Here is a 23,799-nt window from a genome sequence, read left to right on the forward strand (position 1 = left end):
TCCTGGGAACGTTATGACCCCTTCCCCAGGTAGGACGGTCTACCTCGATCACGCCGCCACCACCCCGATGCACCCTGCCGCCATCGAGGCGATGACGGCTGTGCTGGCCACCGTGGGCAACGCATCCTCACTGCACGGATCCGGCCGACAGGCCCGGCGCCGCATGGAGGAGTCGCGGGAGACGCTGGCGCAGCTGCTCGGGGCGCGACCCTCCGAAGTGATCTTCACCGCGGGCGGCACGGAAAGCGACAACCTGGCGGTCAAGGGCATCTACTGGGCCCGCCACGACGCCGAGCCGACGCGGCGGCGCATCGTGACCACCCCCGTCGAACACCACGCGGTGCTCGACGCCGTGGAGTGGCTGGTCGAGCACGAGGGCGCCGAGGTGACGTGGCTGCCGGTCGGCGCGGACGGTGCGGTGTCTCCCGAAGCCCTACGGACGGTGCTGCAGGAGCACGACGACGTGGCGCTGGTGTCGATCATGTGGGCCAACAACGAGGTCGGCACCATCATGCCGATCACGGAGCTGGCTGCGGTCGCCACCGAGTTCGGCGTCCCGATGCACAGCGACGCGGTCCAGGCGGTCGGCCAGATCCCGGTGGACTTCGGTGCCAGTGGACTGGCGGCGATGAGCGTGACCGCGCACAAGTTCGGCGGCCCCGCGGGTGTCGGTGCGCTGCTGCTGCGCCGCGACGTGGCGTGTGTGCCACTGCTGCACGGTGGCGGTCAGGAACGTGACATCCGTTCCGGCACACCGTATGTGGCCGGCTCGGTGGGCATGGCGACGGCTGCGAAGGTGGCGATCGAGGGTATGGAGGTCAACAGCGCACGGGTCCGGGCGCTGCGGGATCGGCTGATCGAGGGTGTGTTGTCGGCCATCGACGACACCTACGTCAACGGTGCCACTGACGGGGACCGGCTTCCGGGCAACGCCCACTTCACTTTCCGTGGCTGCGAAGGCGATTCGCTGCTGATGCTGCTCGACGCCAAGGGCGTCGAATGCTCGACCGGCTCGGCTTGCACGGCAGGCGTTGCACAGGCCTCTCACGTGCTGATCGCGATGGGCGCCGATTCGGCGACCGCCCGGGGTTCGCTGCGACTGTCCTTGGGGCACAACAGCACCGACGCGGACGTGGATGCTGCGCTGGAGGTGTTGCCCGCCGCGGTGGAGCGGGCTCGGCAGGCTGCGCTGGCGAGCGCGGGAACGGGTCGGTCATGAGGGTTCTGGTCGCGATGAGCGGTGGCGTGGATTCTTCGGTGGCCGCCGCGCGCATGGTCGACGCCGGTCATGACGTCGTTGGTGTGCATCTGGCGCTGTCGTCCGCGCCGGGCACTCTGCGCACCGGGTCACGCGGATGCTGCTCCAAGGAGGATGCCGGTGACGCCCGGCGCGTCGCCGATGTGCTCGGCATCCCGTTCTACGTATGGGATTTCGCCGACCGGTTCAAGGACGATGTGATCGACGACTTCGTCGAGGCCTACGCGCGCGGCGAGACCCCCAATCCGTGTGTGCGGTGCAACGAGCGCATCAAGTTCTCGGCGCTGTCGGCCCGCGCGTTGGCGCTGGGTTTCGATGCCGTCGCAACCGGTCATTACGCGCGCCTGCAGGACGGCAGGCTGCGCCGCGCCGTCGATGCAGACAAGGACCAGTCCTACGTGCTCGGTGTGTTGACGGCCGAGCAGCTGCGGCACGCGCTGTTTCCGATCGGTGACACACCCAAGCCGCAGATCCGTGAGGAGGCCGCTGCGCGCGGTCTCGCGGTGGCCGCCAAGCCGGACAGTCATGACATCTGCTTCATCCCGTCGGGCGACACCCAGGCTTTCCTCGGCGCGCGTATCGGTGTGCGGCGCGGCTCGGTGGTCGATCCCGAGGGCACCGTGCTCGCCGAACACGACGGCGTCCACGGCTTCACCATCGGACAGCGCAAGGGCTTGGGCATACCCGGTCCCGGTGCCGACGGCAGGCCGCGGTATGTGACCGCGATCGACGCGGAAACCGGCACGGTTCACGTCGGGTCGGCCGAAGACCTCGAAGTGCGGCAGCTGGTGGGGGAGAACCCGATCTTCACCAGCGGCGCGGCGTTCGACGGGCCGGTGGAATGTGTGGTTCAGGTGCGGGCGCACGGCGGGATCACCGACACCGTGGCCGAGCTGATCGAGGGGCGCTTGGTGTTGAACCTGCGGGCCCCGCTGCGCGGCGTCGCACCCGGGCAGACCATGGTGCTCTACCGTCCCGACGCGGACGGTGACGAGGTCATCGCCAGCGCCACCATCGCACGCGCGTGAGCGCTTTCGCAGCTGCGACCGGTATCGGCTCCTGGCCGGGAACCGCCGCGCGGCAGGCCGCGGAGGTTGTCGTCGGCGAACTGCATACGCTGACTCATCTGGTGGAACTGCCTGCCCGCGGCATCGGCGCCGACATGATCGGCAGGGCCGGGGCGCTGCTGGTGGACATCGGTATCGACACCGTGCCTCGCGGGTACCGCATCGCACCGGGCCGCAGCGCCGTCCTACGTCGCGCGGTGAGCCTGCTGGGCGAGGACATCGACGCGCTCGAGGAAGCCTGGGAGAAGGCCGGATTGCGCGGCAGCGGGCGGGTCGTGAAGGTGCAGGCGCCCGGGCCCATCACGTTGGCCGCTGCGCTGGAACTGTCCGGCGGGCACCGGGCGATCACCGATCAGGGCGCGTTGCGCGACCTGGCCGCGTCGCTGGGTGAGGGGCTGGCGCAGCACCGCGCGGAGGTGGCTCGCCGACTGGACACGACGGTGGTGGTGCAGCTCGACGAACCGTTGTTGCCCGCCGCGCTGGCGGGGCGGTTGACGGGTGTGACGAGTCTGTCACCGGTGCATCCGGTCGACGAGGCCGTCGCCGTGAGCCTGCTCGACGGTTGCGTCGAGCGGGTGGGCGTCGAGACCGCCGTGCACAGCTGTGCACCCGATCTGCCATGGAAAGGCTTGTTGCGCAGCGCTGTTCACGCCGTCTCCGTCGACGTGTCGACCCTGAGCGCGGCGGATCTGGACGGCGTCGGCGAGTTCGTCGACTCCGGTCGCACGGTGCTGCTCGGGGTGGTGCCCACCGCCGCGCCCGAACGTCGACCGTCGGTCGAGGAGGTGGCCAAGGCCGCTGTGGCGGTGACCGACCGGTTGGGTTTCGCCCGCGACGTGCTGCGGGACCGCATCGGCATCACCCCTGCCTGTGGACTGGCCGGTGCGACGCCCGAGTGGGCGCGGATCGCCTACGGGCTGGCACAGAAGGCCGCTGACGGTTTCGCGGCGGATCCCGAAGGGATCTGATCCGGCACTGTCCCGAAGGGATCCGACATCAAGAGCAACCAAAAGGTTGCGCTTGAACGGGCTGACGATTACCGTAATAGGCAACTGAAAGGTTGCACATATGAGTACAGATCGAATCGAAAAAGAAGTTCTCCTGCGGGCCCCGCTCGATCGGGTCTGGCGCGCGATCAGCGACTCCGAGGAGTTCGGCCGGTGGTTCGGCGTGCGCTTCGACGGCCCGTTCGTCGCGGGCGAGGCCGTCAACGGCGTGATGACACCGACCGATGTCGACGACGCCGTGGCAGCAAGGCAGGAGCCCTACGCAGGTGAGCCGGGCAAGTGGTACATCGAGGCCGTGGAACCGCAGCAGCGGTTCGCATACCGCTGGCATCCGTATGCCGTCGACCCCGACACCGACTATGCGGCCGAACCCACCACGCTCGTGGAGTTCACGCTCACCGAGACCGACGACGGAGTGCTGTTGCGCATCGTCGAATCGGGATTCGACGCGATTCCGGCCGAACGGCGGGTCTCTGCATACGAGGCCAACAGCGAGGGCTGGGCCATCCAGACCGAGCTGGTGAGCAAGTACCTCGCCCTGGGTGAGCAGGTGTGAGCAGCGCAGGCGGTTTGACCGAGCCACTGTCCCCGGTTTTCAATGCGCTCGGCGACCCCAACCGGCTGCGAATCGTCACCCGGCTCTGCGACGGCGGGCCGTGCTCGACCGTCGCACTGACCCAGGTGATCCCGGTTAGCCGCCAAGCGGCGACCAAACATCTGCTGTTACTGGAGGCGGTGGGCCTGGTGACCAGTGATCGCAAAGGGCGCGAACGTATTTGGCGCATCCAGCCCGAGCCGTTGGCGGATGCCAGCGAGTACCTGTCCGCACTGTCCAAGCGCTGGGACCGGGCCATCGACCGGTTGCGCGCGTTTGTCGAGGAGCCGCAGTGACGATTACGCGCGGGCTCGCAACTCGCGCCGCAGGATCTTGCCTGCCGACGACTTCGGCACCGCGTCGATGAACTCGACCTGACGCACCTTCTTGTACGGCGCCACCTGGCCGGCGACGAAGGCCATCACCTCGTCGCCGGTCAGCTCCGCACCAGGCTGCTTGACGACGAACGCCTTGGGGATCTCCTCGCCGGACGCGGCATCTTGCACGCCGATCACCGCGGCGTCAGCGATGCCCGGATGGGTCAGCAGCACGGATTCCAGCTCGGCGGGTGGCACCTGGTAGCCCTTGTACTTGATGAGCTCTTTGAGGCGGTCGACGATGTAGACACAGCCCGTCGCATCGACCTGGGCGAGGTCACCGGTGTGCAGGAAGCCGTCGGAATCGACGGTCTCGCGGGTGGCCTGCTCGTTGCCCAGGTACCCGGCCATGACGTTCGGGCCCCTGAACCACAGTTCGCCCGTGGCGCTCAATCCCTCTGCCGGAATACCGATCTCGGCCCCGGTGTCCGGGTCGACCAGCTTGCTCTCGGCGTTGGGCACGGTCCAGCCGCACGAGTCCAGCGGCGCGACGGTGCCGATCGTGGCCAGCCCGCCATCGGTCGGGGTGATGTGGCTGACGGGGCTCAACTCGCTCATGCCGTAGCCCTGAACGACGTTGCAGCCCAAGCGGTTCGCCACCGCATGGCCGAGCTCGGCGTCCAGCGACGCAGCGCCCGACATGATGCCCTTGAGCGAGGACAGGTCGTAGGAATCGACGAGCGGGTGCTTGGCCAGTGCGACCGCCACCGGGGGCGCGATGTAGGCGTAGGTGCACTTGTGGTTCTGGATGTTGCCGAGAAACTCGGCGAGATCGAACGAGGGCATGATTATCAGCCGGGCGCGGGCGTGCAGAGCCGCGTTGAGCAGCACCGTCATGCCGTAGATGTGAAAGAACGGCAGCACGGCCAGCAGGCGGTCGTCGGCCTGCATTCCCTGCAGCGGCCTGATCTGCGCGACGTTGGCGGTCAAGTTGGCATGGGTGAGCATGACGCCCTTGGGATTTGCCGTCGTCCCCGAGCTGTACGGCAGCGCAGCCAGATGTGAGGCAGGGTCGAAGCTGACGTCGGGTGCGGCATGACCGTCGGGCAGCCCGGCGCCGTCGAGCACCACCACCTGGTCTTCGGTCAGGCCCGCCGCCGCGGCCCCCTCGCGGGCGTGGGGCAGCAGCGCATCGACCGTCACCAACAACCGGGCCTTCGAATCGGTCAGCTGTTTGGCGATGTCCTTCGCGGTGAACAGGGCGTTGATGGTGGTCGCCGTCGCACCCGACCGCAGGATGCCGTGAAACGCCACGGCGAACGCGGAACTGTTCGGGGACAACAGCGCAACCACATCGCCGACACCGATGCCGCGCGCCGCCAGAGCACCCGCGAACGCGTCGATGCGGCCGACCAGCTCGCCCCAGGTGGTTTCGGTGCCGGTCTTGGCGTCGACGAGCGCCACCCGGCCGGCGTCGTCGGCGGTGAGATCGGCGAACAGGTACTCGTAGACGCTGACAGTCGGAATCTCAACGTCGGCAAAGGGACTCGCAAAACTCATGGTGCCTCCAGTCGGCGTTCGTCGAGTTGTTTGATGAGTTTCTTCGGCGCGATCAAACGGAACGAGGCGTCGAGAAGTTCGGTCACTTCGTCCCAATCCACCTTCGCCGCAGTGAAATCCAGGCCCAGCCAGCCGAAGGGCCCCATGTAGGCCGGGAAGAAGAACCGGTGGTCCTGCTCCAGCGCGCGGCGGTCGCTTTCATCGACTTTGACCAGCAGGGAATAGGGCATAGGGCGCATCTCGCCGGTGCCCTTGACGTTGCCGCCGTACATCGCGAACATCTTCGGCGCGCAGAACACGGGCCTGCCCCACGAGACCTTCTCGAATGCCCCGGGAAAGTCCAGTGCGATGGTGCGAAGCTCTGCCAGTCCCTGATCATCGTCACTGAACATGATCGGATGCGGCATGTCGCCACCCTAGACGCTGTTTGCCTGTCGGTGCCCTCGGCTACCCTGCGGGGGTGACCTCGAGCGACGTGGAAGACGCTGACCTGCGGCGACGTTGGCAGGAACTGGCCGACGAGGTACGTGAGCACCAGTTCCGGTACTACGTCAGGGACGCGCCGATCATCTCTGACGCGGAGTTCGACGCGATGTTGCGCGAGTTGCAGGGGCTCGAGGACGCCCACCCTGAACTGCGGACCCCGGATTCACCGACCCAGCTGGTCGGTGGCGCGGGTTTCGCCACCGACTTCACCCCGGCCGAGCATCTGGAGCGCATGCTGTCGCTGGACAACGTGTTCGACTCCGACGAGCTGTCGGCGTGGGCCGCCCGGATCAGCGGCGAGACCGGCGACGCCGCGCACTACCTGTGCGAGCTGAAGATCGACGGGGTGGCGCTGGCGCTCGTCTACCGCGACGGCCGGCTGGTCCGCGCCGCCACCCGCGGCGACGGGCGCACCGGTGAGGACGTCACGCTCAACGCCCGCACCATCGACGACATCCCCGAGCGGCTCACCCCGTCCGACGAGTTCCCGGTGCCCGCGGTGCTCGAGGTGCGCGGCGAGGTGTTCTTCCGGGTCGCCGATTTCGAGGACCTCAACGCCGGCCTGGTTGCCGAGGGCAAGCCGCCGTTCGCCAACCCGCGCAACAGCGCGGCGGGCTCACTGCGACAGAAGAATCCGGCGGTCACGGCGCGGCGCCGGTTGCGGATGATCTGCCACGGCCTGGGCCACATAGAAGGTCCCACGGGCTTCCCCTTCAAAACACTGCACGACGCCTACCGCGCGCTGGGCCAGTGGGGGCTGCCGGTGTCGGAGCACACCACCAGGGTGTCCGGGGTGGCCGCGGTGGCCGAGCGCATCGCCTACTGGGGTGAACACCGCCACGACGTCGACCACGAAATCGACGGGCTGGTGGTCAAAGTCGACGAGGTGGCGCTGCAACGCAGACTCGGCTCGACGTCGCGCGCCCCGCGCTGGGCGGTGGCTTACAAGTACCCGCCCGAGGAAGCCACCACCAAGCTGCTCGACATCCGGGTCAGCGTGGGCCGCACCGGTCGGGTCACGCCATTCGCGTACATGGAGCCCGTCAAGGTCGCCGGTTCGACGGTCGGTCTCGCGACGCTGCACAACGCCACCGAGGTGAAGCGCAAGGGCGTGCTGATCGGTGACACGGTCGTGATCCGCAAGGCCGGCGACGTCATCCCCGAGGTGCTCGGTCCCGTCGTCGATCTGCGGGACGGATCCGAACGCGAATTCGTCATGCCCACAAACTGTCCCGAATGCGGCACGCGGCTGGCTCCGGCCAAGGAGGGCGACGCCGACATCCGCTGCCCCAACACCCGCAGCTGCCCTGCGCAGTTGCGGGAGCGTGTGTTTCACGTCGCGGGCCGTGGCGCGTTCGACATCGAGGGGCTCGGTTACGAGGCCGCGACGGCGCTGCTGGCCGGTGGCGTGATCACCGACGAGGGTGACCTGTTCACGCTGACCGCCGAGGATCTGCTACGCACCGACCTGTTCACCACCAAGGCGGGCGAGCTGTCCGCCAACGGAAAGCGGCTGCTGGCCAACCTTGACAAGGCCAAGGCCCAACCGCTGTGGCGGGTTCTGGTGGCACTGTCCATTCGACACGTAGGTCCCACCGCGGCACGCGCGTTGGCCACCGAGTTCGGCAGCCTGGACGCCATCGTCGAAGCATCCGAGGAACGACTCGCCGCGGTCGAGGGCGTCGGGCCGACCATCGCCGCCGCGGTGGTCGAGTGGTTCACCGTCGACTGGCACCGCGCGATCGTCGACAAATGGCGCGCGGCCGGGGTGCGGATGGCCGACGAGCGCGACGCCAGTGTCGAGCGAACGCTGGAGGGACTGTCCATCGTCGTCACCGGCTCGTTGCCGGGATTCTCTCGCGACCAGGCCAAGGAGGCCATCATCGCTCGCGGTGGCAAAGCCGCCAGTTCCGTGTCGAAAAAGACGGCCTACGTCGTCGCCGGTGACGCGCCCGGCTCGAAGTACGACAAGGCGGTCGAACTCGGGGTGCCCATCCTCGACGAGGACGGATTCCGGACGTTGCTCGCAGAAGGGCCCGCCTGAACCGGTAGCCCGCGCAGATTGGTGTCTGCGTGATGATCAACGGCTGCTTAGAATGCCTCCGAACGATAAAAGTCCCCGGCTCGTCGTGCGCACACAGTCGGGTCGCGGAAAGTGGGGGTTTGCCGGTGCGGCATGAACCGCGGTTGGGAGTTCTGCTGTGACGAACTGGTCAGGCGGTGAAGGCGGCTACGGCGGACCGAGCCCGATCGGCGGCCAGGGTGAGCAGGGCGGAACGGACCCGTCTGGCGGTTGGCAGCCGTCCCCGCAGCAACCGCCTGCCGCGCAACCCTGGGGCGCGCAGCAACAGTCGGCGTGGGGTCCCCAGGCACAGCCCGGCTGGCCGCAACCCGGTACCCCGCCGCAGGTCGGCCCGCCGCAGTTCGATTCACAGTTCGCCGGTTTCCCGCCACCCGGCGGCAAGCGCAACCGCAAGGCCCTGATCATCACGATCGGTGCGGGCGCGGCAGTTCTCCTGGTGATCGTGATCGTCGCTGTCGTGGCGCTGGTCGGACGCGGCGGTGGCGGCGGCTCCGGCGATTCCGCCGGCAAGACCGTGCAGGGCTACCTCGAGGCGCTCGCCAAGGGAGACGCCGAAGCGGCGCTGAGTTTCGGGGCAGACCAGCCGGCATCGAAGGAACTGCTCACCGACGAGATCCTCAAGTCTCAGGTCGAGAAGATGCCGATCTCCAATATCCGCATCTTGGGCGATGATTCGAACAACGGCATCGGATTCGGCTCGGTGCACGTGACCGCCAACTTCGGGGATCAGGTATCCGACACCACGTTCATGATGAAGAAGTCGGGCAACAAGTGGAAGCTCGATTCCGCTGCGGTACGGCTGGATTACTCGACGCAGGCCAGCAACAAGGCCGTCAGTACCCTGACCGCCTTCGGCAAGCCGATCGGCACCTCTGTGGTCTATGTGTTTCCCGGCTACGTCGACTGGGGCTCCAACAACAGCAATCTCAAGGTCGAGGGCAAGCCGCTGCTGCTGGACTCGTTGACGGGCTACGCGGGCGCCAACAGCCCCGAATTCTCGTTGAGCGATTCGGCGAAGAACAGCATCACCGCGAATATCAAGAGCCTGCTGGACGGCTGCGCCCGCTCCAAGTCGACGTCGCCGCCGAACTGCCCGCAGCGCCTCTATGAGTACGGCGCCGTCGACGGCACGGTGGATTGGCAGGCCCCGGCACCGGACGGCGCTCAGATCAGTTTCTCCGAGTATTCGCTGTCGGCCAATGTCACGTTGTCCGGCAACTTCGGCTACTCGGTTCAGGGCCGCGACGGCGGCCGGATCACCGGCAGCGACAGCTTCACGCTGTTCGGTGACGCAGACCTGAGCCAGACTCCGCCGACGGTCAAGTGGAGTTGAGCGCGACGACGCCGCATCACGTTTGAGCTTGCGCACATCACGGGGGGAGTAACTCAATGACGACAGTCGCGCGCGTGCAACCGAATCAGCACGAGATGGAAAGCGCCCATCGGATTGTCAACGCGATTTCTCAGGTCTTCGCGACCAAGGTGGTCGGTCAGGAAAACTTGCGCGAATCGTTGTTGATCGGCCTGCTCACCGGTGGCCACATCCTGCTGGAAAGTGTTCCGGGGCTGGCGAAGACGACGGCGGCGCGCGTTGTCGCCGACGCGATCTCGGGTGGCTTCAACCGAATTCAGTGCACGCCGGATCTGTTGCCAAGCGACATCATCGGAACACAGATCTACGACTCGTCCTCCGGTCAGTTCGTGACGCAGCTGGGTCCGGTGCACAGCAATATCGTGCTGCTCGACGAGATCAACCGCTCCAGCGCCAAAACGCAGAGCGCCATGCTGGAGGCGATGGAGGAGCGTCAGACGACCATCGCCGGCACGCTCTACCCGATCCCAGAGCCGTTCCTGGTCATCGCGACCCAGAACCCCGTGGACCAGGAGGGCACCTATCCGCTCTCGGAAGCCCAGACCGACCGCTTCATGCTCAAGGAAGTTCTGCGGTATCCGACCCCCCAGGAAGAGGCCGAGGTCATCTTCCGGATCGACGCGGGTGTCTACGATCGCCAGGAGAAGCCGAGACCCGTTGTCGGACTGGACGATATGCGGCGCCTGCAGAACGTCGTGCGCAGTGTGCACCTGGATCCCGTGCTGGTGCACTACATCACCCAGCTCATCCACGTGACCCGTAACCCCCAGCAGTTCCTGCCGCCGCAGTTGGCGAAGCTTGTGCAGTACGGTGCCAGCCCGCGCGCCACCATCGCGTTCAGTCGCGCGGCGCGGGCCTCTGCAGTGCTGCAGGGCCGCAATCATGTGCTGCCCGAAGACATTCAGAAGCTTGCGTACCGGGTGCTGCGACACCGGTTGATCCTCGGATTCGAAGCGACGCGGCTGGGCGTGACGGCCGAAACGGTCATCGACGCGGTGCTGCAGTCCGTTCGCGTGCCCTGACCGATCGCGCTGACGCGAGGAATAAGAAGATATGGGCAAGTATCTCAACCGGGCCAAGCAGTACTTCGGTACGGACGCCCGGGGCCTCCTGGAGGGCGGCCGCTACGCACTGCTGCACACCAGGACACTCGAACTCGACGACCTGCGTCCGTATGTGCCCGGCGACGACGTCCGCGACATCGACTGGAAGGCAACGGCGCGCGCCGGTTCGGTGCTCATCAAGCGGTTCGTCTCGGAGCGGCACCACAAGATCCTGTTGGTCGCCGACGCCGGCCGCAACATGACCGCCCTGACGCCGGCCGGCGAGGTGAAACGCGAGGTCGCGACCAACGTGCTCGGCGCCATCGGTCTCATCGCGGTGGGCCGCAGCGATGAGGTCGGCATGGTGTACGGCGACGCGCGGGGGTCGGCGAACATCCGCAACCGCCGCGGGGAGACCCACATCGAGAGCATCCTTGAGCACTACTACAACCACAGCCTCGGTGAAGTCGGCGCGAGCGACATCGTCGCGCAGCTGGAGTTCGTCGCACATGCGCATCGCAGACGGCTGCTGGTCATCGTGGTCTCCGACGAACCCGAGGTCGGCCCCCGCCTCGACGCGGCACTCAAAGCACTTGCCGGGCAACACGAAATCATCTGGCTGATGGTCAGCGACATGCCTGCGGTAGGGGCCGACGAAGGGGAGCACGACGGATTCGACGTGGCGACCGGGCGGTTCGTGCTCAACGGAGCCACCCTCGGGCCGCGCGTCGTGGCTGCCTATCGGGCCGCCGAGCAGGCTCGCGTCGCCCAGCTGGACAGCTTCCTGTCCTCACACGAGGTCTGCTTCGCCCGCATCGCCGCCAGTGCCGAGATCCGGGACCGGATCGTCGACATGAACGAGGTGTTCGGCAATGCCTGATGATCTGTTGCGGTTCATCGGCGGTCCGCTGCCGTTCTCGTACTGGTGGGCGGGCATCGGCATAGTTCTGATTGTCGTGGTGATCATCTGGTGCACAGGGGTTTTCGTGTGGACCATGGCGCCGGCTCGGCTGCGCACCCTGCCGGTGATCCGATACCTGCACGGGTGGCTGGTGCGGCGCCGGTTCGCTCGGTCGTTGCAGCGCACCAATGAGCAGTATCTGGCCGGCGGTCTCACCCCGGCCCAGGCCGGCGCCGCCGTGAGCCGGATCCTGCGCAGCTTCATCTACGTCACCACCGGGGTCCGGGCCCAGTACCTGCACGTCGGTGACATCGCGGACGGCGACCTGGTTGGGGTCGGGCCGCTGTTCCGTGCGCTCAACGACGTCCAGTTCAGCGCGGCGCCACAGTCCGACATGGTGACGCTGGGCCGGTCCGCCGAGGAAATGGTGCGGGCATGGCGCTGAAATGGTGGCCGGTAATCCTGGCCGGGCTGATCGTCCTGACGGTATGCGTCGTCGCGGCCTCGTTGTTGCCGATGGCCAAGGTGCAGCAGGTGCTGCGCCCACTCGCCCATGTCGACCGGCTCACGCGCCTCCCCGAGTACGCACGGGTGTACCGGATCTACTTCCTGTCGATGATCGTCACCGGGGTCCTGTTGCTCGCGACGTTCGCCACCGCGCTGGTCGCCAGTGCGCGGCCCGTCGGGACATCCAGCTCCACCAAGGAATTCGAGACCGAGCACCCTCTGGACACCATGTTGTGTGTGGGCGAACCGATCACGGATCCGAGCACCGCGAACTTCCTGGACTACTACGCCAAGCTGGCGAAGTCGTATGACACCCATCGGATCGGGCTGACATCTCCGAGTCTGCGGGTGGTGCCGCTGACCCGCGACCATGATTTCGCCGCCGACCGGTTCGAGTACTTCGCGAAACTCGCTCGCATTCAACAGGATCTGGACACACATCGGCCGGTGTCGGATGCCGACCGTGCCGAGTTGGAGACCGGGATCGACAAGTTCGCCCAAAAAGTCACCTACGTGGACTACGCGCCGAGCGCCGAGGACATCCTGGCGTTGTGCCTCACCGGCTTCCCGTCGTTCGAAGGCAAGAGCCAGCATCGCCGGTCGCTGGTCTATCTCGGCTACAGTGCCCTGCGCTCACCGGATGAACAACGTGCGCAGCTGTACACCGAGCAGGCCATCAAAGACCTGGCGATCAAGGCCGGTGTGCAGATCAACGTGATCTCGCGTTCCGATGTCGCCCAGAGTTCCCCGGACGCCAACAACCGGTTGCAATCGATCGCCGACGCCACCGGCGGTACATTCGCGTTGTTCAATCCGGCCGGAACCGCGCAGGCCGGTGGTGATTCCACCCTGACCCGAATCCTCGACCAGATTCGGGACAACCCGCCGCAGGCGGTCCTGCCCAGTGGCCGGGTGGTCACCAGCCAGTCCTGGGATGCGCCCGAGGAGGCGCTCATCGCGGCGGTCGTCGCGGCCGTGTTGCTGTGTGCCTCACTGGCGGTACTGCGGCGATGACCTTCGATCCGATCTTCGCGCCGATCGCACTGTTCGGTCTCGGCGCCCTGCTCATCGTCATCCGCATGATCGCCTTGTATCGCGTGCTGGTCCGCACCGGGACCGGCCAGTACCGCAAGGTCGTGTTGCGGTGGGGCGGGCTGACGCTCGCAGTGCTCATGCTGGTGTTCGCAGCGGCCCGGCCCGGATTCGATCTCAGCGACGACCACCCGGCCGAACAGCCCAAGGGCGCCTCAGCGGTCGACCCCAACCTCAATGTGTTCTTCGTCGTGGACCGCTCGGTGAACATGCGTGTGCAGGATTTCGGTGACCGGCAATCGCGGATGACCGGAGTTCGGGCGGACATCTCGTCGTTGATCAACGAGTACCCGCGGGCCAGGTTCGGATTGATCGCCTTCGCGTCGAAAGCCGCCGTGGACTGGCCTCTTTCGGATGACGCCTGGAGCCTGCAGTCACTCGTGCACGGGCTGTCGCCCTACACGCTGGTGGCACCCGACGCCATGTACCAGGCCGACCCGACCGCGGCACGCGACGAACTGACCAAGCAGCTGGACGCGGCGGCCGGCCGATTCAAGGACTCCAAGAGCCTGGTCTTCTACTTCGGGTCGGGCGACGCGGGCAGCCGCGCCTCGTCGGCATCGTTCGACCCGCCCGACAAGGCTGTCAGCGGCGGTGCGGTACTGGGTTACGGCACGTCCGCCGGGGGCCCGGTGCCCCAGGGTTGGGTGGGAGCGACCAAGGTCTATCAGAACGATTCGGCCACCGGTGCGCCGCTGAACTCCACGCTCGATGAGGCGACGTTGAAGAAGGTTGCCGGAGAGCTCGGCGTCCCCTATTTTCACCGCGAGGCGGGCCAGTCCATCACGGCCGTGCTGCCCGCGGTGGTTCCGGTTGCCGGGTCCGATGACGAGAACCCGTTGCACGCTTCGAAACTCGTAGAACGTAGGGAGCTGTACTGGCTGTTCACAATGCTGGCGGCCGTGCTGGTACTCGGCGAGATCGTCCTGACCATTCGGGAGTTCCGGCGTAACCGGATGTCGCGCAAGGACGTCACGTCATGATGCTGATGAAGGAATCCGGCGCCGCGGTGCGTGCCGCGGCCCGTCGGGTGCTGACGCACTACCGCTCGGGACCGAACCGCTTGCGACTGCGGCGGCGTCTATATCTGTTGTCCGCCCCGGTCATCGTCGTGCTGCTGGTCGTTGCGGCGAAGCTGATCAGCGTGGTCGTGGCCGGCAACTGGGCGGCATCTGACTTCGACCGTCACGACATCGATGCGCTGCGCGACGACATCTCGATCCTGGAGATGTTCAACGTCGTCGACCCGGCGAAGACATCGTTCGCCAGTGGCGACCCGATGGTTCTGGAAGGCCGGCTGACCGACGCCGAGGCGCGCTTCGGCGAATCGCTGTCGCGCACCGACCCTGCCGCGTCCTGCCCGGTGCGGGTGAACCTGGAGCTGGTGCAGGAAACCCTGGGGGACTTGGCCACCCGGGGCAACGACAAGCAGGCGGCCGAGCGCTGGTACAACGCCGCGATCGCCGTCGTCAACGAGGCACCGGCGCACTGTTTCGAGGGCAATGACGACGCCAACGCCGACCGCAAGGCCATCCGCGACCAGGCGCTGCCGCGGCTGCAGGAGAAACTGCGCAACCTGCATCGTCCGCCGCCGCCGCCGTCCGCGCCGCCGCAAACCGTGACGCCGCAGCCCGCCCCGACCTCACTGACCCCGACCTCGGCACCGCCGCTGCCGGGATTGCCTGGCGCATCGCAGTCACCCTCGCCCACGCCGGGGGAGTCGGGCGCGCCCCCGTCACCGGGGCCGGGGCAGCCCGGTGACGGTCAGCAGAGCCCCGGTGCGGCGCCCCCGCCGGGACCGGGCCCGAACATGCCGACGCCGGAGACGCCGGAGCCCACGATGACGCCTGGTCCGCCGACGGGCAGCGGTGGTGACGCGCCGATCGCCGGTCCGGACGGCGGCGGGCCCGATGCGCTCAACCCGGTCAGCCCCGACCGGCTGCCCAGCACCGGCAACAGCAGGGCGCCGGGGCAGCGGCTGGGCGACGGAAACCCTTTGGAGCGGCTCAAGATCCTGTTGGACAACGCCAATGCGCACGGCGGAAACCAGGAATCGCCGTGAGCGGGAGCCCGTGTGCTACCGCTTGCCCGCGCAGCCGGGAGTGCTCGACGCAGCGCTGATGCGCGGTTGCCGACGACTGCGCGCCTGACGTCAATTTTCCAGCTGACGCACAGTTTCCGGATGGGTATCCCGAAGGAATCGCACAGTGCATAATCGCGATGTGCTGGCAAATCGGCTGGAGGAGTCGCGCGCGATCGGCGACTTCCTCACGTCGGCATGTTGGCCTTCGGCCCTGCTCCTGGAGGGCGAGGCCGGCATCGGAAAGACGACACTGTGGTCCTCGGCGATCGATCAGGCGCGGACGTTGGGAATTCGGGTGTTGTCGGCGCGCACCGCCGCGGCGGAGTCGGTGCTGGCGTACGTGTCCCTCGCCGATCTGTTGGGCGACGTCGACGTCGCCGAGTACGGGGATCTGGCCGATCCGCAGCGAATCGCGATGGATCAGGTGCTGCTACGTGGCACCGAAGGCGGATGTGAGGCGACGGACCCGCGGGCGGTGGCGGCAGGTTTCTTGTCGGTGATCGAGCGTCTGGCTGACGAGTCGTTGGTGTTGATCGCGATCGATGATCTGCAGTGGCTGGACACGTCGAGCCGAAAGGTCCTCTCCTACGCTGCCCGACGCATGACCGGCCGGGTGGCGCTGCTCTGCACCGTGCGCACGGATCCGGAGAGCAGGGCCGCGGCATCGTGGCTCGAGTTGTCCAGGGCAGATGCGGTTGACCGCATTTCGGTGGCTCCTTTGAGCATCGGCACGTTGTCCCGGGTGATATCCGAACGCCTCGGGCGCAATCTGCCACGCCCGACGATGGTGCGAATTCATCAGATTTCGGGCGGAAATCCGTTCTACGCTCTGGAGCTGGCCCGGACGATCGACACGCAGGCCGCAGTGGTCGAGATGCCGTTGCCGGGCACGCTCGCGGAGTTGGTCCACGCTCGCATCCGCAATACCGCTGCCGGCACCCGAGAGGTACTGCTGGTGGTGGCGTGTGTCGCCGTACCGACCGTGGAACTCGTTGCTCGCATGCTCAATTCGGATGACGCGCGGGTCGTCGAGCTGTTGAAGGATGCGGAGTGTAAGGAGATCGTGGGGCTCGACGGTCAATGGATCCGCTTCACGCATCCGTTGTTGGCGGCGGGGGTGTATGCGTCCGCGACCCCCGCACAGCGGCGCGCGATGCATCGCCGGTTGTCCGAGGTTGTCGAGGAGCCAGAACTGCGTGCCCGGCACCTCGCCCTCTCTGTGACACGGGCCGACGCGCACACACTTCAGGTCCTCGACTTCGCCGCGGAAAGAGCGCGCAACCGAGGAGCTCCGGCAGCTGCGGCCGAATTACTGGAGTTGGCAACGAAACTCGGCGGCGACACCCCCGAGCGCCGGATACGTCAGGCGAATGATCTGTTCAACGCCGGAGACGTCGAACGGGCCAGGGCGTTGCTCAATCGGACGGTCGACGAAGAGGCTTCCAAACCTGTTCGCGTGCAGGCGTTCAGGCTGCTGGGCGCCATCGAGATACTCGATCGAAGTCACAGGGGGGCCGCGGCGCTGCTCAAGCGTGCGCTGGACGAGGCTGACGACGACCTCGCGTCGCGGGCGCAGATCTTGGTGCCGCTGTCGTTCGCCCTGTATCACTCGGGCGATCATCAGGCTGCGGCGTCCGGGTTCGACGATGCGGTCTCGTGCGCGACGCGGCTGGGGCGATCCGATCTGCTGAGCCAGGCGCTGAGTATGCGGACGCTGGTCAAATTCTGGCAGGGCAGCGGCGTCGACCAGGAAAGCCTCTCGCGCGCAACTGATCTGGACGACCGTCGGGCACCGGTCTCGGTGGTGTACCAGCCACGGATGCACAACGCGATGCTGTTGGCGTGCACGGGACACGTTGATGCGGCACACGATGAGTTCAACGCGATTCGGCGGCAATGCATCGAGAGCGGCGCGGAGAGCGACTACACCTTTGTGGCTTTCCACGCCGCGCTCAACGACATTTGGCGCGGGGATGTCGCCGCGGCGACGTTACTGGCCGACGACGTCGTGGAACGGGCTCCTCAACTCGGGGGCACTCACGTCGTCGTTTCACTGATCATGCGAGCTCACTGTGCCGCGTACGCCGGCCGTGAACTCGAGGCCCGGAGCGATTCCGGCGAGGCCATGGCGACGGTTTGGCGGTGTGAGTCCAGCTTTTTGAGCAGCTGGGCGCTCACCGTGCGGGGCTTCCTTGAGGTATCGCTGGGCAATTTCGAGGCGGCTCTGGAGGCGCTCGAGCCCCTTCTGTCCAACTTCCGGGAGGCGCGCCAGGCGACGGAGATCCACGTCGCCGCGTGGGTGCCCGATGCCGTCGAGGCGATGATAGGACTGGACCGACTGACCGAAGCGGAGCCGTTGATCGACGCCTTGGAGGAAAACGGCCGTCGTCTTGACCGCCCTTGGATGCTGGCGGTCGGTGGCCGGTGCCGGGCGTTGTTGTTGGCCGCCCAGGGCGAGCCCGATCGGGCCGTCGTCGTGGCGCAGCAGGCGCTGGCCGAACATGACAGGCTGCCAATGCCTTTCGACCGTGCGCGCACCCAGTTGGTGCTGGGGCAGTTGCAGCGTCGTCAACGGCGTCGGCGCGTCGCAGTCGAGACCCTTGCGCAGGCCCTGGCAACGTTCGAGGCGCTCGGCACGCCGCTGTGGGCCGCGCAGGCTCGTCAAGCCACCGGCCGTGTCGATCTACGCCCGGCCCGGGACAACGAACTGACCGACGCCGAACGCCGTATCGCCGAGTTGGTGGCGTCGGGCATGAGTAACCGGGAAGTGGCAGCCAAGCTGTTCGTCAGCGCCAAGACGGTGGAGGTCCACCTGTCCCGGATCTACCGGAAGTTGGGTATCCGGTCGCGCTCAGAATTGGGCTGGCGCATCGCCCGCCCGGTGCCGTAACGGCGCCCATCGGTCCGGTCTTGGCCCGCTCTGCCGCATAGGGTGACTCACGCCGGACTGAGGAACTCCACGTCGGCAGCTGCGCTGACGCGCTGCGCCGGAATCCCGGCCTGCTCGCAGGTTCTGGTGACGATGTCAGCGGAGCCGGCCACGAAGATACCGAAGGCCACCTCGTCATCGGGTACGGCGATCACGGCGGATACCCGGATGGGAGATTTGTCCGTCGACAGCGACGTCGCGGTGGCATCGAGGGTCTCGGCTGCCAGCGCGAGCGTCGCGCCGAGAAATTTCGGGCTGTACCACTCAACGAGATAGCAGGGTTCCGCGGGACGCATCAGCTGACTGTATGGCGTCGGCATTCGCAGAGCTATAAGGGCTTTCCCTATCCTTGCGGCTTCTGTCTGCCCAGAGTCCGGGAGGTCGATGCGCCCGCCAGATCTTTAGGGACTTCCCTTATATCCGTGGCGCTGCCGACCGCTTACCGTCGATCTCACCACCGCCGACCGCGACGAAACCGAAAGGCGCAGTGATGATATTTGCCACCACAAGCAAACTGGTCTGCGCCGCAGCAGCGGTCACCGCGCTGCTGTGTGCTGGGTGTGGCGCAGCCGGCGACAGCGCAGAGCCGAGCGCGGGCGCGGCAGGAGGGGGCTCCGCAGCCGCAAGCGCACCCGGCGGCAGCAGCGTCAGCGACTTCTGCACCCTCGATGCGAAGCTGGTTGCGCGCAAACTCCGGGACCTCAACTCGGCCTTCGGAAGTGGTGCAGCCGACCAGAACCAGATCGTCGATGACTTGCTCAAAGACGCGCCGGTCACGCAGAGCGAGCTCGTCGCTGCGGCACCGGCAGAGCCTCGCCGCTTTCTCGAAGACCTCGCCGACCCCGACAAACTTGACGCGATGGTAGACAACATGAAGGCGCTGAACGACTGGGCGATTCAGAACTGCGATGCCAAGTATCGCCCACTGTTCGAAGCGCAGGCGAAGTACGTCGGCTGAGACAGGGTCTGTGTCGTTACCGCAGAATCGTCGCGACGATCCCCGCCAGGTAGCCCAACCGGGCGACCTCCGACGGACGGAACCCGGGGCCGCCCGGGCGGCCAAGCAGCACGGCCGTGTCGTGGTCGCCCAATGGTGCGGCAGCCAGGGTGGTGTCCATGTCCCGCCACAGCTGCGGTACCCAGTCCGCGGTGCCGTTCAGCGTCTGGGCGGTTTGCAGCGGCAGCCACGGTGCCGACGGGAGAGGGGTTTCGGGTGCCCCGTGACTGCCGGCCAGTCGCTCGACTCCCGTTGCGGTCGCCCGCAGCACCGTGCACCAACCGACGCGCAGTACGGGGGCCGCTTCCTCGGCAAGGACCTGAAGCCGGGCCTCGCGTCCGGTGGCGGCCGCGACGTGGTCGATCAGTTCGAGCTCGCGGTGCGCTTCCAACAGACCGGTGTGCGGCCGGATGCTGTCGACGTAGACACCGGTCAAGTTCTCCGCCGCGGTGATGAGGGTGTCGGGCATGGACCCGGCGGGCAGTTCGACCACCAGATCGTCGATCGCGAATCCCGCGCTGCGCTCGACGACGTCGAGCGACAAGATGTCAGCACCTACGGAACCCAGCGCGACCGCCAGAGAACCGAGGCGGCCCGGACGATCCTCCAGCTGGACCCGCAGCAGATAGGAAGGCACGCGCAACACTGTTGCACAACGCCGCGGCACGGGCATACCGAGCGCATGGCCCGCAGCGGCTTCGCTCCTGCCCGCTGCCACGCGGTTCGGTGCAGTGACTAGGCTGCTTTGTCGTGTCGCAGATCTCCCGAGACGAGGTTGCCCACCTGGCGCATCTGGCCCGGCTGGCGCTGACCGATGACGAGTTGGACAGTTTCGCCGGCCAACTCGACGCCATCCTTGCTCACGTCGGACGGATCCAGTCCGTCGACGTCACCGGCGTCGAGGCCACCGACAACCCACTCAAAGACGTCAACGTCACGCGGCCCGACGTCGTCGAGCCGTGCCTGACCCAGGACGAGGCGCTGGCCGCGGCGCCCAAGGCGGAGGACGGGCGGTTCGCGGTGCCGCGCATCCTGGGAGAAGAAGAATGACCGATCTCACACGCTATGACGCAGCGACCCTCGGCGCCCAGATCGCCGCGGGCGAGGTCACCTCCACCGAGGTGACCCAGGCGCACCTGGACCAGATCGCCGCCACCGATGAGCGCTTCCATGCGTTCCTGCACGTCGGCGCCGAGCAGGCGTTGGCGGCGGCCGGCGAGGTCGACCGCAAGGTCGCCGCAGGCGAGACGCTGCCGTCGCCGCTGGCCGGGGTGCCATTGGCGCTCAAGGACGTCTTCACCACCATCGACGCGCCGACCACGGCAGGGTCGAAGATCCTGGAGGGCTGGCGCTCCCCGTACGACGCGACGGTGACCACCAAGCTGCGCGCGGCCGGCATCCCGATCCTGGGCAAGACCAACATGGACGAGTTCGCGATGGGCAGCTCGACCGAGAACTCCGCGTACGGCCCGACCCGCAACCCGTGGAACACCGACCGGGTGCCCGGCGGCTCCGGTGGTGGCAGTGCGGCGGCGCTGGCGGCGTTCCAGGCGCCGCTGGCCATCGGTACCGACACCGGCGGGTCGATCCGGCAGCCGGCGGCGCTGACGGCGACCGTCGGTGTCAAACCCACCTACGGCACGGTCAGTCGTTACGGGCTGATCGCCTGTGCGTCGTCGCTGGACCAGGGCGGCCCGTGTGCGCGCACGGTGCTCGACACAGCACTGCTACACGAGGTGATCGCGGGACACGATCCTCATGACTCGACGTCGGTCGACGTGCCCGTGCCCGACGTGGTGGGTGCGGCCAAGGCCGGCGCACAGGGTGACCTCAAGGGTGTTCGGGTCGGTGTGGTCAAGCAGCTGCGCGGTGAGGGCTATCAGCCCGGCGTGCTCGCGTCGTTCAACGCGGCCGTCGAACAGATCACCGCGCTCGGCGCGGAGGTCACCGAGGTGGACTGCCCCAACTTCGACCATGCGATGGCGGCCTACTACCTGATCCTGCCTTCGGAGGTGTCCAGCAACCTGGCACGCTTCGACGCCATGAGGTACGGCCTGCGGGTCGGCGACGACGGCACACACAGCGCCGAAGAGGTGATGGCGCTGACCCGGGCGGCCGGCTTCGGCCCGGAAGTCAAGCGCCGCATCATGATCGGCACCTACGCACTGTCGGCCGGGTATTACGACGCGTACTACAACCAGGCCCAGAAGGTGCGGACGCTGATCGCCCGCGATCTGGAACGCGCCTACGAATCGGTCGACGTTCTGGTCACCCCGACGACTCCTACCACCGCCTTCGGCATCGGGGAGAAGGTCGACGATCCGCTGGCGATGTACCTGTTCGACCTGTGCACCCTGCCGCTGAACCTGGCCGGGCACTGCGGCATGTCGGTTCCGTCGGGGCTCTCGCCCGACGACGGCCTGCCGGTCGGCCTGCAGATCATGGCCCCGGCTCTGGCCGATGACCGGCTCTACCGGGTCGGAGCTGCCTACGAAGCGGCTCGCGGTCCGATGCCGAGCGCGCTGTAGGCGCCGGGAGACCTGCCGTTTTAACCCTTGCCCGGCAGGCCAGTGGCCCGCCGGGCAAGATAGAACACATGCGCACACGAGGAGCAACTGACTGATGCGGATCGGAGTCTTGACCGGCGGCGGCGACTGTCCTGGTCTCAACGCGGTGATCCGCGCGGTGGTGCGTACTTGTGATGTGCGGTACGGCTCGACGGTCGTCGGATTCCAGGACGGTTGGCGAGGTCTGCTCGAAGACCGGCGGGTTCAGCTCAAGAACGACGACCGCAACGACCGGTTGCTGGCCAAGGGCGGCACCATGCTCGGCACCGCGCGGGTGAATCCCGACGAGCTGCGGGCCGGGCTGCCCCGGATCAAACAGACGTTGGAGGACAACGGTATCGATGTGCTGATCCCGATCGGCGGGGAAGGCACGCTGACCGCGGCGAATTGGTTGTCCGAGGAGAACGTTCCGGTGGTGGGCGTGCCCAAGACCATCGACAACGACATCGATTGCACTGACGTCACTTTCGGCCACGACACGGCGCTGCAGGTCGCCACCGAGGCCATCGACCGCCTGCACAGTACCGCCGAATCCCATCAGCGGGTGATGCTCGTCGAGGTGATGGGTCGCCACGCCGGGTGGATCGCACTGAGCGCCGGCATGGCTTCCGGCGCGCACATGACGCTGATCCCCGAGCATCCGTTCGACGTCGAAGAGGTCTGCCGGTTCATCAAACAGCGCTTCCAGCGCGGTGATTCGCACTTCATCTGCGTGGTCGCCGAAGGCGCCAAGCCCGCCGAGGGGTCGATGCAGTTGCGCGACGGTGGCATCGACGAGTTCGGTCACGTCCGGTTCACCGGCGTCGCCCACCAGCTCGGCGTCGAGATCGAGAAGCGGATCAAGAAGGAAGTGCGCACCACGGTGCTTGGTCACGTGCAGCGTGGCGGCACGCCGACGGCCTACGACCGGGTGCTGGCCACTCGGTTCGGGGTCAATGCCGCCGACGCCGCACATGCCGGCGAGTACGGGATGATGGTGTCGCTGCGGGGCGAGAACATCGAGCGGGTGGCGTTGGCCGATGCCACGCGCAGGCTGAAGCTGGTGTCGCAGAACCGGTATGACGACGCGGCAGAGTTCTTCGGCTGACTGGGTTTTCAGCGCGAGTTTTCAACGCGAGCAGACACGGCGGTCCCCGAGACGCCGCGTGTCGCGGACTTACATGTCTGCTCGCGGAAGAACTCGGCGGAAAAACTCAGGCGCTCTTGAAGGCTTCGCGGCGCAGCAGCTGCCACATTGACGGGGTGTCGACCGTCGTCGAAATCGTCACGGTCGCACCGGTTTCCGGTGACTGGGTCAGCTTCAGCAGATAGTCGGCGAGGTCTGTGCGCGACGTGAACGCGCCGACCGGGTCACGTTGTCCGGCAAGGTATTCGGTGACGTAGGGCAGGTCGAAAAGTCCGGAGGGCCGCACGATCGTCCAAGTGAGTCCGCTGTCGGCCACGATCTCTTCCATCCGGCGCATGTCGGCGTAGAGCGTCTTGCCGAAGACGCTGCTGATCACCGGCTGCACCACGCGCAAGGCGAACGGTGTGTCGGTGCGGCCGGGATAGTCGGCGAGCGCGGTGGAACTCACGACGGCCAGCCGATCGACGCCGGTCGTGCGCATCGCGCTGACGATGTTGGCTACGCCGACCGAGTAGGTGTCGACCGGTGCCATGGTGAACGTGACGCCCAGGGTGGACAGCACGGCGTCGGTGCCCTCGACCGCGGCGGTGACGGCGGTGAGGTCGTGGACGTCGGCTCCCGCCACGGTCAGGTTGGGGGCGGTGATGGGGAACTGCTCGGGATGGCGGGTCACGGCGATCACGCCGTGGCCGGCGTCGAGCGCCTGCCTGGTGAGGATCCGCCCGGTCGCGCCGTTGGCCCCGAAGATCGCGATGCGCATGACTACCTCCAAATTGATCACTAGTTGTGATAGTCACGATAGATGACAA

The 23,799-nt window shown here is 67.0% G+C and carries 23 protein-coding genes; 18 read left to right on the plus strand and 5 right to left on the minus strand.

Annotated elements, in window-relative coordinates; translation table 11 throughout:
• The first annotated feature begins 13 nt into the window (after positions 1-13).
• The 5 genes from BST13_RS07175 (at position 14) to BST13_RS07195 (ending at position 4,223) form a co-directional block, all read left to right on the plus strand.
• Positions 14-1,219, plus strand: a complete 1,206-nt coding sequence (locus tag BST13_RS07175; protein WP_083162098.1) for a cysteine desulfurase family protein — start codon at positions 14-16, stop codon at positions 1,217-1,219.
• Positions 1,216-2,286, plus strand: a complete 1,071-nt coding sequence (mnmA, locus tag BST13_RS07180) for a tRNA 2-thiouridine(34) synthase MnmA (RefSeq protein ID WP_083162100.1) — start codon at positions 1,216-1,218, stop codon at positions 2,284-2,286. Before BST13_RS07175 ends, mnmA begins: the two co-directional genes overlap by 4 nt.
• The gene (locus tag BST13_RS07185) at positions 2,283-3,293 is read left to right on the plus strand and encodes a uroporphyrinogen decarboxylase/cobalamine-independent methonine synthase family protein (RefSeq protein WP_083162102.1); all 1,011 of its coding nucleotides are present in this window, start codon (positions 2,283-2,285) and stop codon (positions 3,291-3,293) included. The genes mnmA and BST13_RS07185 overlap by 4 nt, the downstream gene beginning before the upstream one ends.
• Positions 3,294-3,393: 100 nt before the next feature.
• On the plus strand, positions 3,394-3,888 hold the full coding sequence (locus BST13_RS07190) for an SRPBCC family protein (protein WP_083162104.1): 495 nt from the start codon (positions 3,394-3,396) through the stop codon (positions 3,886-3,888).
• Positions 3,885-4,223, plus strand: coding sequence for an ArsR/SmtB family transcription factor (locus tag BST13_RS07195; RefSeq protein ID WP_245839431.1), 339 nt, complete (start codon positions 3,885-3,887; stop codon positions 4,221-4,223). The genes BST13_RS07190 and BST13_RS07195 overlap by 4 nt, the downstream gene beginning before the upstream one ends.
• A 3-nt stretch (positions 4,224-4,226) precedes the next feature.
• Here BST13_RS07195 and BST13_RS07200 read toward each other — a convergent pair whose 3' ends face one another.
• Together BST13_RS07200 and BST13_RS07205 are read right to left on the minus strand one after the other, a co-directional pair.
• Complete coding sequence (locus BST13_RS07200) at positions 4,227-5,804, minus strand: 4-coumarate--CoA ligase family protein (protein WP_083162106.1); 1,578 nt, start codon at positions 5,802-5,804, stop codon at positions 4,227-4,229.
• Positions 5,801-6,211 (minus strand): MmcQ/YjbR family DNA-binding protein, encoded by a 411-nt coding sequence (locus tag BST13_RS07205; protein WP_083162108.1) that lies wholly within the window; start codon positions 6,209-6,211, stop codon positions 5,801-5,803. Before BST13_RS07205 ends, BST13_RS07200 begins: the two co-directional genes overlap by 4 nt.
• A gap of 53 nt (positions 6,212-6,264) precedes the next feature.
• Between BST13_RS07205 and ligA the strand changes: the two genes are divergently transcribed.
• The 9 genes from ligA to BST13_RS07255 all read left to right on the plus strand — a co-directional run bounded on the left by ligA (position 6,265) and on the right by BST13_RS07255 (position 18,261).
• Positions 6,265-8,334: an NAD-dependent DNA ligase LigA gene (gene ligA / locus BST13_RS07210; RefSeq protein ID WP_083162110.1), complete on the plus strand. Its 2,070-nt coding sequence runs from the start codon at positions 6,265-6,267 to the stop codon at positions 8,332-8,334.
• Positions 8,335-8,491: 157 nt separating this feature from the next.
• Complete coding sequence (locus tag BST13_RS07215) at positions 8,492-9,706, plus strand: DUF4878 domain-containing protein (protein WP_083162112.1); 1,215 nt, start codon at positions 8,492-8,494, stop codon at positions 9,704-9,706.
• A 56-nt stretch (positions 9,707-9,762) separates the two neighbouring features.
• Positions 9,763-10,767 carry an AAA family ATPase gene (locus BST13_RS07220; RefSeq protein ID WP_083162114.1) on the plus strand — a complete coding sequence of 335 codons (1,005 nt, stop codon included), beginning with the start codon at positions 9,763-9,765 and terminating at the stop codon, positions 10,765-10,767.
• A 31-nt stretch (positions 10,768-10,798) separates the two neighbouring features.
• Positions 10,799-11,668, plus strand: coding sequence for a DUF58 domain-containing protein (locus tag BST13_RS07225; RefSeq protein ID WP_083162115.1), 870 nt, complete (start codon positions 10,799-10,801; stop codon positions 11,666-11,668).
• Complete coding sequence (locus BST13_RS07230; protein WP_083162116.1) at positions 11,661-12,134, plus strand: hypothetical protein; 474 nt, start codon at positions 11,661-11,663, stop codon at positions 12,132-12,134. The genes BST13_RS07225 and BST13_RS07230 overlap by 8 nt, the downstream gene beginning before the upstream one ends.
• Entirely contained in the window at positions 12,125-13,210 is a 1,086-nt protein-coding gene (locus BST13_RS07235; protein WP_083162117.1) for a hypothetical protein, read from the plus strand. Before BST13_RS07230 ends, BST13_RS07235 begins: the two co-directional genes overlap by 10 nt.
• Positions 13,207-14,271: a vWA domain-containing protein gene (locus BST13_RS07240; protein ID WP_083162118.1), complete on the plus strand. Its 1,065-nt coding sequence runs from the start codon at positions 13,207-13,209 to the stop codon at positions 14,269-14,271. The genes BST13_RS07235 and BST13_RS07240 overlap by 4 nt, the downstream gene beginning before the upstream one ends.
• Positions 14,268-15,350: a hypothetical protein gene (locus tag BST13_RS39020; protein WP_095533438.1), complete on the plus strand. Its 1,083-nt coding sequence runs from the start codon at positions 14,268-14,270 to the stop codon at positions 15,348-15,350. Before BST13_RS07240 ends, BST13_RS39020 begins: the two co-directional genes overlap by 4 nt.
• 145 nt (positions 15,351-15,495) lie before the next feature.
• On the plus strand, positions 15,496-18,261 hold the full coding sequence (locus tag BST13_RS07255) for a helix-turn-helix transcriptional regulator (RefSeq protein WP_083162121.1): 2,766 nt from the start codon (positions 15,496-15,498) through the stop codon (positions 18,259-18,261).
• Positions 18,262-18,308: 47 nt separating this feature from the next.
• On the opposite strand, the gene BST13_RS07260 is transcribed toward BST13_RS07255, so the two are convergent.
• Positions 18,309-18,596, minus strand: coding sequence for a hypothetical protein (locus BST13_RS07260; RefSeq protein WP_083162122.1), 288 nt, complete (start codon positions 18,594-18,596; stop codon positions 18,309-18,311).
• A gap of 194 nt (positions 18,597-18,790) precedes the next feature.
• On the opposite strand from BST13_RS07260, the gene BST13_RS07265 reads away from it, so the two are divergent.
• On the plus strand, positions 18,791-19,258 hold the full coding sequence (locus BST13_RS07265) for a hypothetical protein (RefSeq protein ID WP_083162123.1): 468 nt from the start codon (positions 18,791-18,793) through the stop codon (positions 19,256-19,258).
• A gap of 16 nt (positions 19,259-19,274) precedes the next feature.
• Here BST13_RS07265 and BST13_RS07270 read toward each other — a convergent pair whose 3' ends face one another.
• Positions 19,275-19,934 (minus strand): ACT domain-containing protein, encoded by a 660-nt coding sequence (locus BST13_RS07270; protein ID WP_083162506.1) that lies wholly within the window; start codon positions 19,932-19,934, stop codon positions 19,275-19,277.
• Between the two features lie 113 nt (positions 19,935-20,047).
• On the opposite strand from BST13_RS07270, the gene gatC reads away from it, so the two are divergent.
• The 3 genes from gatC to BST13_RS07285 all read left to right on the plus strand — a co-directional run bounded on the left by gatC (position 20,048) and on the right by BST13_RS07285 (position 22,951).
• Positions 20,048-20,347 carry an Asp-tRNA(Asn)/Glu-tRNA(Gln) amidotransferase subunit GatC gene (gene gatC / locus BST13_RS07275; RefSeq protein WP_083162124.1) on the plus strand — a complete coding sequence of 100 codons (300 nt, stop codon included), beginning with the start codon at positions 20,048-20,050 and terminating at the stop codon, positions 20,345-20,347.
• Complete coding sequence (gene gatA, locus BST13_RS07280) at positions 20,344-21,825, plus strand: Asp-tRNA(Asn)/Glu-tRNA(Gln) amidotransferase subunit GatA (protein WP_083162125.1); 1,482 nt, start codon at positions 20,344-20,346, stop codon at positions 21,823-21,825. The genes gatC and gatA overlap by 4 nt, the downstream gene beginning before the upstream one ends.
• A gap of 94 nt (positions 21,826-21,919) precedes the next feature.
• Entirely contained in the window at positions 21,920-22,951 is a 1,032-nt protein-coding gene (locus BST13_RS07285) for an ATP-dependent 6-phosphofructokinase (protein ID WP_083162126.1), read from the plus strand.
• A gap of 106 nt (positions 22,952-23,057) precedes the next feature.
• Here the strand turns inward: BST13_RS07285 and BST13_RS07290 are convergent, their stop codons facing one another.
• A complete protein-coding gene (locus BST13_RS07290) occupies positions 23,058-23,750 on the minus strand; it encodes an NAD(P)-dependent oxidoreductase (protein WP_083162508.1) in 693 nt (230 codons plus the stop codon).
• Positions 23,751-23,799 lie beyond the last annotated feature (49 nt).

The sequence above is a fragment of the Mycobacterium aquaticum genome (assembly GCF_002086485.1).
In the GTDB taxonomy this organism is placed as follows: Bacteria; Actinomycetota; Actinomycetes; order Mycobacteriales; family Mycobacteriaceae; genus Mycobacterium; species Mycobacterium aquaticum.

Excerpts from the sequence above, each read along its gene's own strand:
- BST13_RS07230 (WP_083162116.1), top strand. The coding sequence starts at position 11,661 with ATGCCTGATGATCTGTTGCGGTTCATCGGCGGTCCGCTGCCGTTCTCG.
- BST13_RS07225 (WP_083162115.1), top strand. The coding sequence starts at position 10,799 with ATGGGCAAGTATCTCAACCGGGCCAAGCAGTACTTCGGTACGGACGCC.
- BST13_RS07235 (WP_083162117.1), top strand. The coding sequence starts at position 12,125 with ATGGCGCTGAAATGGTGGCCGGTAATCCTGGCCGGGCTGATCGTCCTG.
- BST13_RS07260 (WP_083162122.1), bottom strand. The coding sequence starts at position 18,596 with ATGCGTCCCGCGGAACCCTGCTATCTCGTTGAGTGGTACAGCCCGAAA.
- gatA (WP_083162125.1), top strand. The coding sequence starts at position 20,344 with ATGACCGATCTCACACGCTATGACGCAGCGACCCTCGGCGCCCAGATC.
- mnmA (WP_083162100.1), top strand. The coding sequence starts at position 1,216 with ATGAGGGTTCTGGTCGCGATGAGCGGTGGCGTGGATTCTTCGGTGGCC.
- BST13_RS07175 (WP_083162098.1), top strand. The coding sequence starts at position 14 with ATGACCCCTTCCCCAGGTAGGACGGTCTACCTCGATCACGCCGCCACC.
- BST13_RS07200 (WP_083162106.1), bottom strand. The coding sequence starts at position 5,804 with ATGAGTTTTGCGAGTCCCTTTGCCGACGTTGAGATTCCGACTGTCAGC.
- BST13_RS07285 (WP_083162126.1), top strand. The coding sequence starts at position 21,920 with ATGCGGATCGGAGTCTTGACCGGCGGCGGCGACTGTCCTGGTCTCAAC.
- BST13_RS07190 (WP_083162104.1), top strand. The coding sequence starts at position 3,394 with ATGAGTACAGATCGAATCGAAAAAGAAGTTCTCCTGCGGGCCCCGCTC.
- BST13_RS07220 (WP_083162114.1), top strand. The coding sequence starts at position 9,763 with ATGACGACAGTCGCGCGCGTGCAACCGAATCAGCACGAGATGGAAAGC.
- BST13_RS07205 (WP_083162108.1), bottom strand. The coding sequence starts at position 6,211 with ATGCCGCATCCGATCATGTTCAGTGACGATGATCAGGGACTGGCAGAG.
- BST13_RS39020 (WP_095533438.1), top strand. The coding sequence starts at position 14,268 with ATGATGCTGATGAAGGAATCCGGCGCCGCGGTGCGTGCCGCGGCCCGT.
- BST13_RS07265 (WP_083162123.1), top strand. The coding sequence starts at position 18,791 with ATGATATTTGCCACCACAAGCAAACTGGTCTGCGCCGCAGCAGCGGTC.
- BST13_RS07240 (WP_083162118.1), top strand. The coding sequence starts at position 13,207 with ATGACCTTCGATCCGATCTTCGCGCCGATCGCACTGTTCGGTCTCGGC.
- BST13_RS07290 (WP_083162508.1), bottom strand. The coding sequence starts at position 23,750 with ATGCGCATCGCGATCTTCGGGGCCAACGGCGCGACCGGGCGGATCCTC.